The sequence below is a fragment of the Algibacter sp. genome (assembly GCF_029245835.1).
Classification (GTDB): domain Bacteria; phylum Bacteroidota; class Bacteroidia; order Flavobacteriales; family Flavobacteriaceae; genus Algibacter_B.
On sequence record NZ_JAQWOO010000090.1, the window covers coordinates 29,125 to 45,363 of the forward strand.

Sequence of the window (16,239 nt, forward strand, 5' to 3'; positions counted from 1 at the left end):
TGTGTTTATTTCCTTGAGGGATGTTTTTAAACTTACTGAAGTTATATAATTAAATAGAAATAGTGTCCTGTCCTTAAGTTTCAGGATTTAAAAATAATAGAATGATGAAGAAAATAAATAATATTTTATTCGGAATGATAGTTTTGTTTTCAATGTCTTGTGTGCAAGATGATGATTATAGTACACCTGATATTTCAGTTGAGGATTTAGATATTCCAGCAGCACAATTAACAACTTTCAAAGCTATAAAATCACTTTATGAACAAGCTGTAAATGGAGGGAATACAACAGCGGTTATAGATGATGCAACCGATTTATATATAACAGGCTATGTAGTGTCTTCAGACAAGGGAGGGAACTTTTTTGAGGAATTAATTATTCAAAATAAAACAGATGATAGTAGTCCAGATAACGACCCAAGACTAGGGTTTAAAGTTGATATTAATGTGAGTAGTTTATCTGACACCTATCAATTCGGCCAAAAAGTATACATAAAACTAAATGGATTAACCGTGGGAGAAACTAGTGGTGTAATCACCATTGGTAAAGGTGCAGGTGTTACTTTAGAACAAATTCAAGCCGCTGAATATAAAGACATTGTTTTGCGCGGTAATGAAATAGCAGAGATAAAACCTAAGATTTCTGGTTTAGCAGATTTAACTGAAAACGATGAAAATACGTTGATTCAGTTGAACAATATGCAGTTAAATAGATTTGAACTAGGAGCAACTTTTGCAAGTGAATCTTTTGATGAATTTGATGGTTTACGTTTGTTAGAAAGTTGCGATTCTGGTATCCAAATGATTATGCAAACCAGTACGTTTTCGGATTTTAAAACCTTGATTGTACCGCAAGGAAAGGGTAATGTAACGGGTGTTTTTAGTCGCGATTTTAGAGATAATTTTAATGTGCTCGTTATCAATACGTCTACCGCTATTAATTTTGATAGTACTGAACGCTGCGATCCATTAGAGTTTTCGTGCGGTCTTGCTTCTACCATAGGTTCAGAAAATTTACTATATGAAGATTTTGAACCACAAAAAAATAATAAACCTATAGAAATTGAGGGATGGACAAATTATATGGAAGCTGGTACTCAAGCATGGGAAGGCTTTTCTTCAACGTCATCAAATGCGTCTTTAGGACGTTCTGCTAGATTTCAATCTGCAAGCTCTGGTGATGCCAGTAACATAGGTTGGTTAATTACACCTGAAATAGATTTGGATGCTCAAGATGGAGAATCTTTACGCTTTAAAACCTCTAGTAGTTTAGCAGATAGTAGTTATATGGAAGTTTTTTATTCTCCAGATTGGGATGGTACTCAAGCTAGTGTAACTTCGGCAACTTGGATGATATTAACGGATGCTTATGTTGTAAAAGATTCTGATTCTTTTGCACCTTGGTTTAGTTCTGGAAATGTAGATTTATCGTGTCTTTCAGGAACCATTCATATTGCATTTAAATATACAGGAAGCGGTCAGAGCACTTTTGATGGGGTTTATGAATTGGATGAGATTACTGTGGATTATACGGAATAGTAAAACATTAGTTCTACCTTTGCAAAATAAATTACCAAATGACCTCATTCGACTCTCTTTTCTTTCGCTTTTTTCAACATTATAAAACTAAAAAGAGTATAAAAGCTAATAGTATTGCAACGTTTTATATAACGTTTTTGCAATGCAGTTTGTTATTACTTCTAGGTGTGTTTTTTGCAAGGTTTTTTAGGCAAATGCATGTAGATACCATGTCTGCAAGTAAAGCATGGACATTGTTTATATTAGTTACTATTTTTATTTATTTCAAAAACTGGATGCAATATGGTGGTAGAAAACGAAAAGTGCTAAACGCAAAAATGCTTAAAAATAAAAAACTAACTTATAATATTTGGTTGCTTTGGCTATTACCAATTGTTATTTTAGGTTTAACCTATATTCTTTTTCAGGCTACTTAACTACTTTTTAAAAATAGCGTACACTGGAAAGTGGTCACTGTACCCGCCTTTGTACTTTGGGCCAACAAAAGTTCTAAAAGGTTTGCCTTTATACTTTCCTTTAAGCAGTTTTAAAAATTCATCATCAAATATATTAGCTTTATCAAAACTTAATGTATCAGGCGTAGCCTCAAAAAAGTTAGTAGAAAATAGTATTTGGTCAAATAAATTCCATTGGAAATTATAAGTGGTCGTTCCTCTAGAATACGTATGTAAAACTTCCATAGGATTAAATAAATCTAGACTATTAACCATTTGTTTTATGCTCTTACTTGAGGGGTCATCATTAAAATCGCCAATGACAACTATTTTAGGAGTGTGATATTCACTATTTAAACTATTCATTATTTCTATCACCTTATCGGCGGCAGCCAAACGCTTATGTTCTGTTTCTTGTGCGCCTTCACGTCTAGACGACCAATGGTTTGCAATAACATGTATTTCTTCACCATCAAGTAATCCAGAAACTAGTAAAATATCTCTGGTATAATCCGTTTCTCCATCATCTCTTGTAAGATGTACAATAAACGATTCAGAGTGTGTTACCTCAAAGACATCAATGTCATAAAGTAATGCAACGTCAATACCGCGTTCATCTAAAGAATCGAAGTGAACATACCCATAATTAATAGCTTCTAAATGTTTTGAAGCTATTAAATTGTCAATAGCTTTAGCGTTTTCAACTTCAGCTAAACCAACAATAGCAGGATGTTTGCCTGTTTCCTTTTTACCAATATTTGAAATAGCAAAACCTAATTTTCTTAGTTTACGTTTGTAACGTTTTGGTGTCCATTTTTTCTCAGATCTAGGCAGAAAATCATTATCATGCGTATTTGGGTCGTCTTCAATATCAAATAAATTTTCAAGATTATAAAAAGCAATAGTTTGCAAATCACTACGAACGGGAATATTATCTAAATCGTCTGCCATAAATCAAAAATAGGCTTAAAAATGTTAAATATATAATTTCTAAAATTCAATATTTAATATTAACCCTATAGTGAGAATGACAATTTGAATAAAAACTTTGATATTTTATACAGAGAAGTTCTTTTTTCAATAAAACGCTAGCAATTATGTAACTTTGCAATATGATAGAAAAGAAAGATGTAAGCCTAGAGAGAGCAGTTTTAATAGGTGTTATTACTAAAGATCAAAACGAAGAAAAATCTAAAGAATATCTAGATGAATTAGAGTTTTTAACTTTTACAGCTGGTGGTTATGCAGTGAAACGTTTTACTCAAAAAATGGACATGCCAAACCCGAAAACCTTTATTGGAACAGGTAAGATGGAAGATGTACGCAAATATATTGAAGAGCAGGATATTAGTACAGCCATTTTTGATGATGAGTTATCTGCAGCTCAAGAACGTAACATAAGTAAAATTCTTGATGTTAAAGTATTAGATAGAACAAACCTAATTTTAGATATTTTTGCACAACGTGCCCAAACCAGTTATGCTAGGACGCAAGTAGAATTAGCGCAATGTGAATATTTACTACCTCGATTAAGAGGCATGTGGACGCACCTTGAGCGTCAAAAAGGGGGTATTGGCATGCGTGGTCCAGGAGAAACCGAAATTGAAACAGACAGACGTATTGTACGCGATAAGATTTCATTATTAAAAACCCGCATAAAAACCATTGATAAGCAAATGGCTGTACAGCGTGGTAACAGAGGTAAAATGGTGCGTGTGGCGCTAGTTGGTTATACCAATGTTGGTAAATCTACGCTCATGAATGTGATTAGTAAAAGTGAAGTTTTTGCAGAAAATAAATTATTTGCAACACTAGATACTACCGTTAGAAAAGTAGTGATCCAAAATCTACCGTTTTTATTAAGTGATACAGTTGGGTTTATAAGGAAGCTTCCAACACAATTGGTTGATAGTTTTAAAAGTACACTTGATGAGGTTAGAGAAGCCGATTTATTGCTGCATGTGGTTGATATTTCGCATCCTAATTTTGAAGAACATATTGCCTCTGTAGAGAAAATTTTGGGGGAAATAAAAAGTGGGGATAAGCCAACCATTATGGTGTTTAATAAAATTGATGCTTTTGAATCTGAACCTTTAGATGAAGATGATTTAGAAACAGAACGTACGGAGAAACACTATTCATTAGAAGAATGGAAAAGTACTTGGATGAGTAAAGTAGGCAATAATGCCTTATTCATTTCTGCATTAAACAAACAAAATTTAGAAGATTTTAAAAAGCGCGTTTATGATGAGGTTCGTGAAATACACGTGACACGTTTTCCATACAATCATTTCTTGTACCAAGATTATAATGAAGAGGGTTTAGTTGAAGAATAGTATTTGGGCAACTGCCAGCTAGGGGGTTACCCCGAAAAGTGATCGGGCTTTACGCCAAAAGCTACCACTGCAATCCCTAATGTAGATAGCTACGATATTTTTTATATAAAATGTTGTTTTATTTTTGAAACGTTTCGTTTAACGGTTTATGAAATGAGTAATTATTTGGGGTAGTACTTAACTTTGCAAGTACACACCAAACTTAAAAATAGTGAGGATTTTAAGTGGTAGGTGAGAACAAGGAATAGCTTATAACGCTTATCGTCTCTCGTTATTTTTCTCCTATATGTTGTTTGTAAAATTCCCAGACTTCTTTGGCTACATGTCTTCCTAATTCTAATCCAGCGACATTATCTGACTGAATATGGTATCCGCCTAAAACTCTAGAAATACCTGCCATTTCTGCTGTTTCTGTAAAAGTTGGGAATTCCAATGTTATCGTATCCCCCAAATTATCGGGTTCGGTCATGGCTCCGGCAACTAATTTAGATGTAGACCCAAATTCATCATTTCCCGTCCATATTTTTAATGCTTCTGCACACCCTCCGCTAATTGTACTATGTCCTGAAACATAACTTGGAAACGGTGGACACAAAAATGTTTCTGGCGAATAAGGGCGCCATTGTTTTCCATCCATTTCTACCATTCCTTTTCCTTCTCCTCCCCAAGCTTTAATTTTTTGGTTATCATAATACTCGTGAACTAAAGCGTATGGTCTTGCATAATCATAAAACATTTTAGAATCCCATGATGCGATAAAGGCATCCATTGCTACGGCTTGATTGTAGAAGTACATTTTTACATCTTGGTCAAGTGTATGATTATCTCTTCTCGAAACATCTTGAGCAAATTTTAGCCAATGCCCTGCTTGTTGTACCGATTGAGGGCCGTCTCGCATAAACTCAACCAATGCTTTCTGATAGTCAGTCAGATTAGCTTGCATTTCTATGACTTCTTGAACTTCTTTTTCTAATTGTTTAGAACCTATCATTGGAGGTGGACCTGGTCTAAATTGGTCTCCTGATTTAAGTGCAATCGGTTTTACCTTGTCCCAATAAGGGGTCAAACAGCCGGGAGCAAATTTCCCTCCTTTTCCATCCGAAAAGTATTTTGGTTGCCAACGGTTTGGATCAACATTCTTGTCCGCAGAATTTACAGGTTCATATCCTATATAATTGAAATAAGGTTCTCCATTTGACTCTTTTTCCTCTCCATATTGATTTGCTCCATCACCTTTTCGTGCCTTAATTACTGCTTTAGCTGCTAAATTCCCTATACCTTCAGGTGTATTTGGGTCTAAACTTTCGTTTTTAGGGTCTAAACCCAATTCCCTCATAAAATCTTCAAATAGTTTTTTGTCTGAATAATAATATTCATTCATTGCTCGAAATGCTGCATAACTAATAGCTATCTCTTTATTTTTCAATGAACGTTCTTTTTCTGATCTTCTAGCTACATCATTAAGATATACGGGGATTGCTTTTTCGTCATATCGTGACCAAGCATCAAAAACTGAAACAAAAATTAAGCCCAAATATCGAGAGGTTATTGTTGGTCTTGGCTTAAACTTTTCTGTGTCGTTAGCTGTTGCAGTCAAAGCCATTTGTCCCCATTTATAAGCAACGTTTTCAACGCCTTTCGGTTCAGTTATTTTAGTCGAACTTTGTTGTTTGTTTTCATTATCCTTACACCCAAATAAAATTAAGGTAAAGATTGATAATAGTAGTACTCTTTTCATTATTATGGTTTCGTTTTAGTTTCGAAATTTAAAAAATTAGCAAAAAATATTTTTTTTACTGCTTAATATTTGTGTCTATAATAAGATACAATTCTAAGACAAAGTTCTGTTTCAATGGACTTTATGGATTGTTAAGCTAAGTTATTATTTTTTTTGATAAAGTCAAGCAGTCTATGAAATTCTTAAACCAAAAAATGCGCTTTCCTTTAAAAGGAAGCGCATTTTTTATCAATACTTTTGATATTTCTAAAGTGTACTAAAACTTATAGCTTAAACCAAGTGTGTAATACGTTTGTAAATCATTATCAACATTGTCAAAATTTGGCTCAGTTTGAGCAGGAACTGCTAAAGGATCAAACTGTCCTAATGCATAATTTAAAGCCTCTTGTTTGTTGCTTCTTAAACCAAAATCAAAACCAACACCAATCATTTTCCATAAGGTATAACCAAAAGAGTTAGACCAAGTCCAGTTAGAGAAGTCTCCAGACTTATAACTTTGGAAAGCAGACAAGTTAGTCTTAAAATTAATAGCTCCAATTTGTCTTGTGTAATCTGCAACTATTTTTGCACCTAAAGACGATTCAAAAACAGAATTGCTATCAGCAAAAACAAAGTTGTAGTTTAAAGGGTGTATTACTACGATTAAGTTTTCAATAGGCGTCCAAGTTGCACCAACACCAACATCTAAATAACCTGGGTCATTAAAGTTGTCTAACAATGTTGTTCTATATTCTGCTAATCCAGAAACAGCTAAGTTTTTAGTAATATTTCTACCGTATAAAGATGAAATATTGAACACATCTGTTGTAGGGTTGAAATCTTCACTGTCAGCATTAGTATCTTTATTATCTAATTTTACCCAATTCAAGTTTGAAGTTAAACTGTTTCTCCAAAAGAATTTATCTTCAATTAAATTAGCAAAGGCATTAATTGTTATACCAATATTACCTGAAGCATTGTTTGGAGCCCCTTGAGCGTACCAATTATTAAAGTTGGATAAACTACCACCAATAGTACCAAAAGCACCTTTTCTCCATCCTGGAAGGGCGTCAATCTTACCTTGTAAAGCGTTTGCTTCTGCTTGAGCAGCATCTGCTATAGCTTGTTTTTCAGCTTTCTGAGCTTGTAATTCTTCTTTAGTTTGTGCATTCATCGAAACCATTCCGATGAGTAATGCAAATAATAATAATGGTTTTTTCATTTCTTAAATTTTAAAAATGTGTGCAAATATAGGTTGATTTTTATTCTCATAGAAAATCAATTCAATTAAAAGTAATTATGTGTAAGACCCTTAGAATGGAGTAAGGTCACAATAAAATACGAGATTATTTCTTTTTAAAAAGTGGGACAGAAGAACAGGCTTCACCATACATAATAGATTTTGCAACAGCCTTAAGTTTGTTTGAAAGCATAATGTAAGCGTTTTGAGGCACTGGTTTATTGGAACAGCCTTTTATAATTATAGGCTTATCTTGAAATTCAGAAATATCAAGATGACTTATGATGTCTTGATAGATAGATGTTTCTAAATTATCTAAGTTGCCAACAATAACTTTTTTTGCATAAGGCTCTAAATGAATACTTAAAAGCATGTAAGCCCAACCTGGAATAATAGCATCTGTACTACAAGTTAAAGCGATGTAGTTGTCTTGATATTGGTTCCAGTTAAACTCATTTACTTGGGTTCTAAAATCTTTTTCGCGAAGCACAAAACCTTCAAACAGCCAATCTTTAATATCAAACAAAACACGTTTCCCTTCAGGGTAAAAATCCTCAAGGTCTATAGTAACTAATTTGCTACTTGCTACGCGATTTATGATTTCGTCTTTCAAAAAAGTATGTTGTTAATCTGATTGTTGTTAAGTTAGTTTTACTATGAATAATAACTGAGACTTTCAACTCTCTTAAAGCATACCTAATTCTAACTTAGCTTCTTCGCTCATCAATTCTTGTGTCCAAGGTGGATCGAAAGTGATTTCTACTTCGGCATCTTTTACTTCGTTAAGCGATTTTACTTTTTCTTCAACTTCTAATGGTAAAGTTTCTGCAACAGGGCAGTTAGGAGTTGTAAGCGTCATTAATATTTTAACATCATAATCTTCATTCACAAATACATCGTAAATTAAACCTAATTCGTAAATATCAACAGGTATTTCTGGATCGTAAATTGTTTTAAGTACGTTTACTATTTTTTCCCCTAATTCGGCGGTATCTATGGTTTCACTCATGTTTTTAATGTTTGTTGTTAATTTGTTTGTTGTTTAGTCGTAGGCACTAAAAACAGCTTTTCGACTAAACAACATACAACTTTACTAATTAAGTTGTGTTTGGTATGCAATAGCATACATTTTTAATTGCTTCACCATACTTACTAATCCATTAGCGCGTGTTGGTGATAAATGCTCTTTTAACCCTATTTTATCAATAAAGTCGGTATTAGCATTAATAATATCTTTAGGATGTTGATTTGAAAATGTTCTGATTAAAATAGCAATAATACCTTTTGTAATAATGGCATCACTATCTGCAGTAAATTCAATTTTATCATCTTTCATTTCGGCATGCACCCACACTTTACTTTGGCAACCTTTTATAATGTTGCTATCGGTTTTATATTGGTCTTTAATTAAGGGTAAATCTTTCCCTAAATCAATCATATATTGGTAACGTTCTTCCCAGTCTTCAAACATTGAGAATTCGTCTATAATTTCATTTTGAATGGCTTCAATACTCATAGTTTTAATTTTGTCTTCTTGATCGCAATTGAAAGGTGCTTTTAATCATTTGATTTTAAAAAGGTTTCGACTATGCTTAACTTGACAATTTCGAATTTTTTACAAAAATACAATAAGAAATTAAGACAACATCATTTTAGCTTTCTTAACACCTTCAACCAATATATCAATTTCAGCTTTAGTATTATAAAATGCAAAAGAGGCTCTAACGGTTCCTGGTATTTTATAGAAATCCATAATAGGTTGCGCACAATGGTGTCCGGTTCTAACAGCAATTCCTAATTTATCTAAAATAGTACCAACATCATATGGATGAATCCCTTCTAAATTGAAAGAGATAACAGACGTTTTATGTTTTGAAGTACCATATATTTTTAGTCCATCAATTTCTAGTAGTTTTTCTGTGCTGTACTCCAATAACTCATTTTCGTAGGCTGCAATATTATCAAAACCAACAGCATTCATATAATCTATGGCTGCTCCAAAAGCAATTCCTCCACAAATATTAGGCGTTCCTGCTTCAAATTTATGTGGTAAATCGGCATAGGTAGTCTTTTCAAAGGTTACTTCAGCTATCATTTCACCACCGCCTTGGTATGGCGGTAGTTTTTTTAGCCATGCCTCTTTTCCGTAAAGCATACCAACGCCTGTTGGCCCACAAATTTTATGCGCAGAAGTAACGTAGAAATCGACATCTAAAGCTTGAACATCTGGTTTCATGTGTGGTGTAGATTGTGCTCCATCTATTAAAATAGCTGCACCTACCGCATGTGTTTTTTCAATGATATATTCAATAGGATTTATAGTTCCCAAGGCATTTGAAATATGATTTACAAAAACGAGTTTAGTGTTTTCTGATAATAATTTGTCAAATTCTGACATCACAAGTTCGCCGTCTTCATTCATCGGAATGACTTTTAGAGTGGCTCCTGTGCGTTTACATAACATTTGCCAAGGCACAATATTACTGTGGTGCTCTAAGGCAGATACTATAATTTCATCTCCTTTTTTTAATAGGGATGAAAAGCCGTTTGCTACAAGGTTAATACTGTGTGTAGTTCCTGATGTGAAAATGATTTCATGCGAAAATTTCGCGTTAAAATGTGCTTGTATTTTTAGACGTGACTGTTCGTATAAATCGGTTGCTTCTTGACTCAGCGTATGTACACCACGATGAATATTGGCGTTATAATTTGAATAATAATCTACAATAGCATCAATAACTTGTTGTGGTGTTTGTGATGTTGCTGCATTATCAAAATACACTAAGGGTTTACCATTGACTTTGCGAGAAAGAATGGGGAAGTCTTTTCTTATGTCTTCTACGTTGAACATGGCTGTTTATTTCTAGCCCCGATTGAGGCATTTGTTGGAGCTCCTCGCAGAGAGCGACTGCCGAAAGCGGGATTAGCTTCAAATAATTTTTATTGATACTGAAACAAGTTCAGTACTAGAGGTCGAAACCTAAATTAACGCCTAATTTGTTGGCTATAATTTTGGTAATACGTTGTTTTAATTCTGGAATTTTAACTGAACTTAATACGTTATTACTAAATGCAAACATTAACAATGCTTTGGCTTCTTTTTCTGGAATACCACGCGAACGCATGTAGAACATAGCGCTTTCGTCTAACTGTCCTATAGTACAACCGTGTGAGCATTTTACATCATCAGCAAAAATCTCTAATTGTGGTTTGGTGTTTATTGAGGCTTTATCACTTAATAAAATGTTATTGTTAGATTGAAATGCGTTTGTTTTTTGTGCTTCTTTATTTACCAGAACTTTACCGTTAAAAACACCTGTAGAGCTATCGGAAAAAATACCTTTATAGTCTTGATGACTTTCACAATTTGGTTCGATATGATGCACTAAGGTATTATGATCTACGTGTTGTTTATCGCCAATAATTGTGATGCCTTTTAAGGTAGAATCAAGACGCTCACCTTCTTGATAAAAGTTTAGATTGTTACGTATTAATTTACCACCAAAAGCGAACGTATGCACGGAGGCAAGACTTTCTCTTTTCTGTTTAATAAAGGTGTTATCAATTAAAGACGCATGCTGGTTATCGTTTTGAATCTTGTAATAATCTACAATGGCACGTTTGTTAGTGAAAATTTCAGTAACACTATTGGTTAAAACGGGATTGTTAGTTAAACTTTGATGACGCTCAATAATTTGTACATGCGAGTTCTCATCTACCACAATTAAATTACGTGGTTGTAACATGGTAGCAGATTCTTTTCCTGTTGAAAAATGTAGAATTTGAATGGGTTTTTCTACCACTTTATTTTTAGGAATATGAATGTAAGCGCCTTCGTTTGAAAATGCCGTATTTAATGATGCTAGGCTATCTTTTGTAGCAGCTTTATTGAAATAATTTTCAATAATCAATTGGTATTTTGGTTTGTTTAAAGCGGAAGACATTAAACATACATCAATACCATCGTGTGTGGTTTGAGATAAGTGTGACGAATATTTACCATCTATAAAGATGATTTTATAAGTATCAATATCATGGATGAAATATTTTTTAACATCCTTATAATCTAAAGCGTTTTCTTGTTTTGGGAAAACACTATAGTCTTCTTTTAAAACACTGTTTAAAGAGGTGTATTTCCAATCTTCTTCTTTTTTTGAAGGAAAGCCTTTTTCTTCAAATACTTTTATAGCATCAGATCTCACATCATGGATATATCCATCTATATCGACATGATTTTCGAATGCTAAAAATGATGATACTAATTTTTCTTTTAAATCCATTTCTATCAGTTTTCAGTCTTAGTCTCAGTTTTCAGTAAAAAGATAAACCAGAAAAAACTGTGTGCTATTTTTAAAATTTTGAGTATTCAGTTTTGAGTAAGCTACTGCAAACTGTAGCTGGATACTGCAAACTTTTACGCGTTTACTTCTTCTTTAATCCAGTCGTAGCCTTTTTCTTCTAGCTCATGTGCTAGCTCTTTGCCACCAGATTTTACAATTCTTCCATTGTACAAAACATGTACAAAATCCGGAACGATATAATCTAATAAGCGTTGGTAATGCGTAATCACAACCACTGCATTGTCTTTGCTTTTTAATTTATTTACACCGTTAGCTACAATACGAAGTGCATCAATATCTAATCCAGAATCGGTTTCATCAAGTATTGCTAATTTTGGTTCTAACATTGCCATTTGAAAAATCTCATTACGTTTTTTCTCTCCACCAGAAAATCCTTCGTTTAAAGAGCGCGATAAAAATTTTCTATCAATTTCTAATAACTCAGATTTTTCACGAATCATTTTTAGCATATCTTTCGCAGGCATATCTTCTAAGCCTTTAGCTTTGCGCGTTGCGTTAATAGCAGTTTTCATGAAATTAGTAACAGATACTCCAGGGATTTCTACAGGATATTGAAAGGATAAAAATACGCCTTTGTGAGCGCGCTCTTCTGCTGCTAGTTCTTCTATATCTTCGTTTTCAAAAAAGATGTTTCCTTTTGTAACTTCGTACTCTTCTTTTCCTGCAACAACTGATGCCAATGTACTTTTACCAGAACCGTTAGGTCCCATTATAGCATGAACTTCACCTGGTTTTACTTCAAGGTTAATACCTTTTAAGATGCTTTTACCTTCAACACTTGCGTGTAAATTATTTATTTTTAACATACTATTGATTTCCTAGTTTTATAACTTTATTTTCGTCTTTTGGTGATGCTTTGATACTTAATATTTCAACAACTTCAACCTTGTTCTCCCAAAGAATCTTTTCGTCTTTTTGGTTTGTTATTTTTCCTCGTATTTCAACTTGAACCATATCAGTTGGCTCTGTTTTGTATTGTTGTGCTTGATTATTTAGTGCTTCTAATTTATCTGTAATTAGAATACCATAAATCTCTGCATGTGTTTGTAAAACGGCAGCACCATCATAATACACAAATTCGCCTTTTAATAGTGTTAGTCCATCATTTTGCTTAGCTGTTTTTTCAGAATCGTCATTACTTATAGTGTCTTCTGATTGTTGAGATTTTATATCTTTTTTACAACTTAAAAATGCTGAAATACATACAAGTAGGATTAATACTTTTTTCATTTTAATTAATTTAACCGACACTTCCTTCTAAACTTATTTCTAATAATTTTTGTGCTTCAACAGCAAATTCCATAGGGAGTTTATTTAAAACATCTTTACTAAAACCGTTTACGATTAATGCAATGGCTTTCTCTGTATCAATACCTCTTTGGTTACAATAGAAAATTTGGTCTTCACCAATTTTACTAGTGGTTGCTTCGTGTTCAATTTTTGCTGTTTTGTTTTTAGCTTCTATGTACGGGAATGTATGTGCACCGCATTCGTTACCCATTAACAAACTATCACATTGTGAAAAGTTACGTGCATTTTCGGCTCTTGAATTTATTTGAACTAAACCACGGTAACTGTTTTGAGATTTCCCTGCTGAAATTCCTTTTGAAATGATAGTGGATTTCGTGTTTTTTCCTAAGTGGATCATTTTTGTCCCTGTATCGGCTTGCTGGTAGTTGTTAGTTACGGCTATTGAGTAAAACTCACCAACTGAATTATCACCTTTTAAAACACATGACGGATATTTCCAAGTTACTGCAGATCCTGTTTCTACCTGAGTCCAAGAAATTTTTGCGTTTTTCTCGCACAAACCACGCTTGGTAACAAAGTTAAAAACACCCCCTTTACCTTCAGCATTTCCAGGATACCAGTTTTGTACTGTAGAATATTTTATTTCAGCATCATCTAAAGCAATCAGCTCAACAACGGCTGCGTGTAATTGATTCTCGTCACGACTTGGTGCCGTACAGCCTTCAAGGTAACTTACATAACTGCCTTCATCAGCAATTACTAAAGTTCTTTCAAATTGTCCAGTTCCTGCTTGATTTATTCTAAAGTATGTAGATAATTCCATTGGGCAACGAACGCCTTTTGGAATGTAGCAGAAACTTCCATCACTAAATACAGCAGAATTTAAAGCGGCGTAAAAGTTGTCTTTTTGCGGGACTACAGTTCCAAGATGTTTTTTTACAAGTTCTGGATGCTCTTTTATAGCTTCAGAAATACTCATAAAAATAATGCCTTTTTCTCCTAATGTTTTTTTGAATGTAGTAGCTACAGAAACAGAATCTACAACAACATCCATGGCTACATTAGCTAACTTTTTTTGTTCATCAATAGAGATACCAAGTTTAGCAAATGTTGCTAAAAGCTCAGGGTCTACTTCATCTAAACTATCGTATTTAGGTTTGCTATTTGGTGCAGAATAATAGGAGATACCTTGAAAATCTGGTTTTTTGTAATGCACATTTGCCCATTCTGGCTCGGTCATTTCTTTCCAGACTTTAAAAGCTTCCAAACGCCATTCAGTCATCCATTCTGGTTCTTCTTTTCTTTTAGAAATAGCACGAACAATATCTTCGTTTAAACCATTAGGAAACGTGTCAGATTCTATATCTGTATAAAACCCGTATTCATATTCCTTGGTTTTTAATTCTTCGCGTAAATCATCCTCGGTATATTTCGACATATTGCTTTCTTATTTTTATAATGAAAATGATTCGCCACAACCACAAGTACGGTTAGCGTTAGGATTGTTAAAAACGAAACCCGTTCCGTTTAATCCTCCTGAATATTCTAGTGTTGTTCCTATTAGGTATAAAAAACTTTTTTTGTCGACTATGATTTTTATGTCATTGTCTTCAAAAACTTTATCGCCTTCTTGTTGTTCTTTATCAAAATTCAAATCATAAGATAACCCAGAACAACCGCCACTTTTTACGCCAACACGAACATAGTCGATAGCTGCATTGAAACCATCATCAGCCATAAGCTCAATCACTTTCTTTTTAGCTGTTTCAGAGACTTTTATCATATTATTTTTTAATTAAACTTAGTTTTGAATTAATATTTTTATTAAGACAGTTTCTAAATAGAGCACAAATATACAATATAAGTCCCTGAAAATCGAATAACCTAACATTATATTATTATATAGTTAGATAGCTTTTTCTTATCAATTTATGAAGTACTCAATTAAAGGGTATTACCTTCTTTTGACTAATTTTATTGAGTAATACTTTTAAAGTTTAAGCGGTTCTTTTTTTGTAAAGAAGCGATGAGAATTTTTCGTTTTCTTTCAGAGAAACGGGCGTTATAGATCCATTATCCTCAAATTTAAAATACTTTTTACAACATTTACATATTAACTCTGGAGTATTTGTACTAGCATGACTCAAACGAAAATAATTATGCCCATAAGTGGTACAAAAAATATTAGATGTTATACTTTTATTCATAAAACTAATCTTTTCGTTGGATTAAATTAATTAAAAATTAATAAACAAACAGCTTAAAAACGTTTTTTTTCGATGAAATTCGTTTTTGTATAGTATTATTCTTTTTAGTTGGTATTAACGAAATTGTAGTCAGATAGAGCTAATAAGAATGCTTTTAAATCTGCTTTGTCGGTATCTGATAAACCTATCCCACCTTGAGTTACTTTTTTCATTAAAGGATCTATAGTTGAAGAATTTTTTAAGCCCTCGCTATAATGATTGATTACGTCTTCTATAGTTTCAAATCTGCCGTCATGCATATACGGAGCGGTAAAAACTAAATTTCTGAGTGATGGTGTTTTAAACTTTCCATTATCTGCAGGGTCGCCTGTTACAGCTCCTAACCCTAAGTCGATAAAAGTGTCGTCTAATCCATTGTTATGAAACATATTGTCTGTCCAGAGTGGGTTTTTATCACTTCCATGGCAATGAAAACAATCACCTTTTGCCTCATCCATAAACACATTAAATCCGTTTGATTCTTCAGGAGTTAGTTCAGTTTCACCTAAAAGATATTTATCAAATTTTGAATTAGCAGAAATTAAAGTGCGTTCAAATTGTGCTATAGCTTTTGTAATTAAAGTTGAATCAATTTTTGAAGTGCCAAAGGCTTGTTCGAATAAGTTTGGATATTCATTATGTTGCTGTAATTTTTGTTCAACGTTGGGCCAAGTATTATTCATCTCGATAGGGTCTGTAACTGGAATAAAAGCCTGATGTTTTAAGCTAAATGTGTTGCCATCCCAAAAGAATTTTTCATCGTAATTCCATGCTAAATTGAAAAGCGGCATAGAATTCCGTTCTCCCAAAATACCAGCAACACCGACGCTAAACCTATCTGAATCCGTAAATGCATTTTCTGGAGCATGACAATCGGCACATGCTTGGGTATTGTTAGCAGATAAAATGGTGTCGAAAAACAGTTTTTTGCCTAATGCAACACCTTCAATAGTTTGTGGGTTATCAATAGGGATTACAGGCGCTAATATATTATCCTTAAAAAGTTTTGGAATTTCAAGAGGACTAGGAGTTGCTAAATATTTTTCAACAGATTCATTTTCGCATGAAAAAAATAAAGCAATCAAAATAATATGTAGTAATCCTTTTTTCAAAATA

At 33.3% G+C, this 16,239-nt stretch carries 16 protein-coding genes; 3 read left to right on the forward strand and 13 right to left on the reverse strand.

The features are described from left to right. Positions 1 to 101: 101 nt before the first annotated feature. On the forward strand, positions 102 to 1,538 hold the full coding sequence (locus P8K68_RS14095) for a DUF5689 domain-containing protein (RefSeq protein WP_300252323.1): 1,437 nt from the start codon (positions 102 to 104) through the stop codon (positions 1,536 to 1,538). A gap of 38 nt (positions 1,539 to 1,576) precedes the next feature. Beyond that, positions 1,577 to 1,954 (forward strand): hypothetical protein, encoded by a 378-nt coding sequence (locus P8K68_RS14100; RefSeq protein WP_300252326.1) that lies wholly within the window; start codon positions 1,577 to 1,579, stop codon positions 1,952 to 1,954. Here the strand turns inward: P8K68_RS14100 and P8K68_RS14105 are convergent, their stop codons facing one another. Beyond that, positions 1,955 to 2,923 (reverse strand): endonuclease, encoded by a 969-nt coding sequence (locus P8K68_RS14105; protein ID WP_300252328.1) that lies wholly within the window; start codon positions 2,921 to 2,923, stop codon positions 1,955 to 1,957. Between the two features lie 161 nt (positions 2,924 to 3,084). On the opposite strand from P8K68_RS14105, the gene hflX reads away from it, so the two are divergent. After that, a complete protein-coding gene (gene hflX / locus P8K68_RS14110) occupies positions 3,085 to 4,308 on the forward strand; it encodes a GTPase HflX (RefSeq protein ID WP_300252330.1) in 1,224 nt (407 codons plus the stop codon). Positions 4,309 to 4,579: 271 nt separating this feature from the next. Here the strand turns inward: hflX and P8K68_RS14115 are convergent, their stop codons facing one another. The 12 genes from P8K68_RS14115 to P8K68_RS14170 all read right to left on the reverse strand — a co-directional run bounded on the left by P8K68_RS14115 (position 4,580) and on the right by P8K68_RS14170 (position 16,235). Next, a complete protein-coding gene (locus P8K68_RS14115; protein WP_300252333.1) occupies positions 4,580 to 6,046 on the reverse strand; it encodes a vanadium-dependent haloperoxidase in 1,467 nt (488 codons plus the stop codon). Between the two features lie 256 nt (positions 6,047 to 6,302). Beyond that, entirely contained in the window at positions 6,303 to 7,247 is a 945-nt protein-coding gene (locus P8K68_RS14120) for a DUF3078 domain-containing protein (RefSeq protein ID WP_300252335.1), read from the reverse strand. A 124-nt stretch (positions 7,248 to 7,371) separates the two neighbouring features. Beyond that, entirely contained in the window at positions 7,372 to 7,878 is a 507-nt protein-coding gene (locus P8K68_RS14125; protein WP_300252337.1) for a DUF2480 family protein, read from the reverse strand. 72 nt (positions 7,879 to 7,950) lie between these two features. After that, positions 7,951 to 8,274, reverse strand: a complete 324-nt coding sequence (locus P8K68_RS14130; RefSeq protein ID WP_300252339.1) for an SUF system Fe-S cluster assembly protein — start codon at positions 8,272 to 8,274, stop codon at positions 7,951 to 7,953. 84 nt (positions 8,275 to 8,358) lie between these two features. Continuing rightward, positions 8,359 to 8,781, reverse strand: a complete 423-nt coding sequence (locus P8K68_RS14135; protein ID WP_300252342.1) for a SufE family protein — start codon at positions 8,779 to 8,781, stop codon at positions 8,359 to 8,361. Between the two features lie 120 nt (positions 8,782 to 8,901). Continuing rightward, on the reverse strand, positions 8,902 to 10,116 hold the full coding sequence (locus P8K68_RS14140) for a cysteine desulfurase (RefSeq protein WP_300252345.1): 1,215 nt from the start codon (positions 10,114 to 10,116) through the stop codon (positions 8,902 to 8,904). A gap of 115 nt (positions 10,117 to 10,231) precedes the next feature. Further along, on the reverse strand, positions 10,232 to 11,545 hold the full coding sequence (gene sufD, locus P8K68_RS14145; protein ID WP_300252347.1) for a Fe-S cluster assembly protein SufD: 1,314 nt from the start codon (positions 11,543 to 11,545) through the stop codon (positions 10,232 to 10,234). Between the two features lie 134 nt (positions 11,546 to 11,679). Then, a complete protein-coding gene (gene sufC, locus P8K68_RS14150) occupies positions 11,680 to 12,432 on the reverse strand; it encodes a Fe-S cluster assembly ATPase SufC (protein WP_300252351.1) in 753 nt (250 codons plus the stop codon). A gap of 1 nt (position 12,433) precedes the next feature. After that, positions 12,434 to 12,856 (reverse strand): hypothetical protein, encoded by a 423-nt coding sequence (locus tag P8K68_RS14155; protein ID WP_300252354.1) that lies wholly within the window; start codon positions 12,854 to 12,856, stop codon positions 12,434 to 12,436. A gap of 10 nt (positions 12,857 to 12,866) precedes the next feature. Beyond that, on the reverse strand, positions 12,867 to 14,315 hold the full coding sequence (gene sufB / locus P8K68_RS14160) for a Fe-S cluster assembly protein SufB (protein ID WP_300252357.1): 1,449 nt from the start codon (positions 14,313 to 14,315) through the stop codon (positions 12,867 to 12,869). 15 nt (positions 14,316 to 14,330) lie between these two features. Further along, the gene (locus tag P8K68_RS14165; protein WP_300252360.1) at positions 14,331 to 14,660 is read right to left on the reverse strand and encodes an iron-sulfur cluster assembly accessory protein; all 330 of its coding nucleotides are present in this window, start codon (positions 14,658 to 14,660) and stop codon (positions 14,331 to 14,333) included. A gap of 528 nt (positions 14,661 to 15,188) precedes the next feature. Next, positions 15,189 to 16,235: a cytochrome c peroxidase gene (locus tag P8K68_RS14170; protein WP_300252363.1), complete on the reverse strand. Its 1,047-nt coding sequence runs from the start codon at positions 16,233 to 16,235 to the stop codon at positions 15,189 to 15,191. Between the last annotated feature and the right edge of the window lie 4 nt (positions 16,236 to 16,239).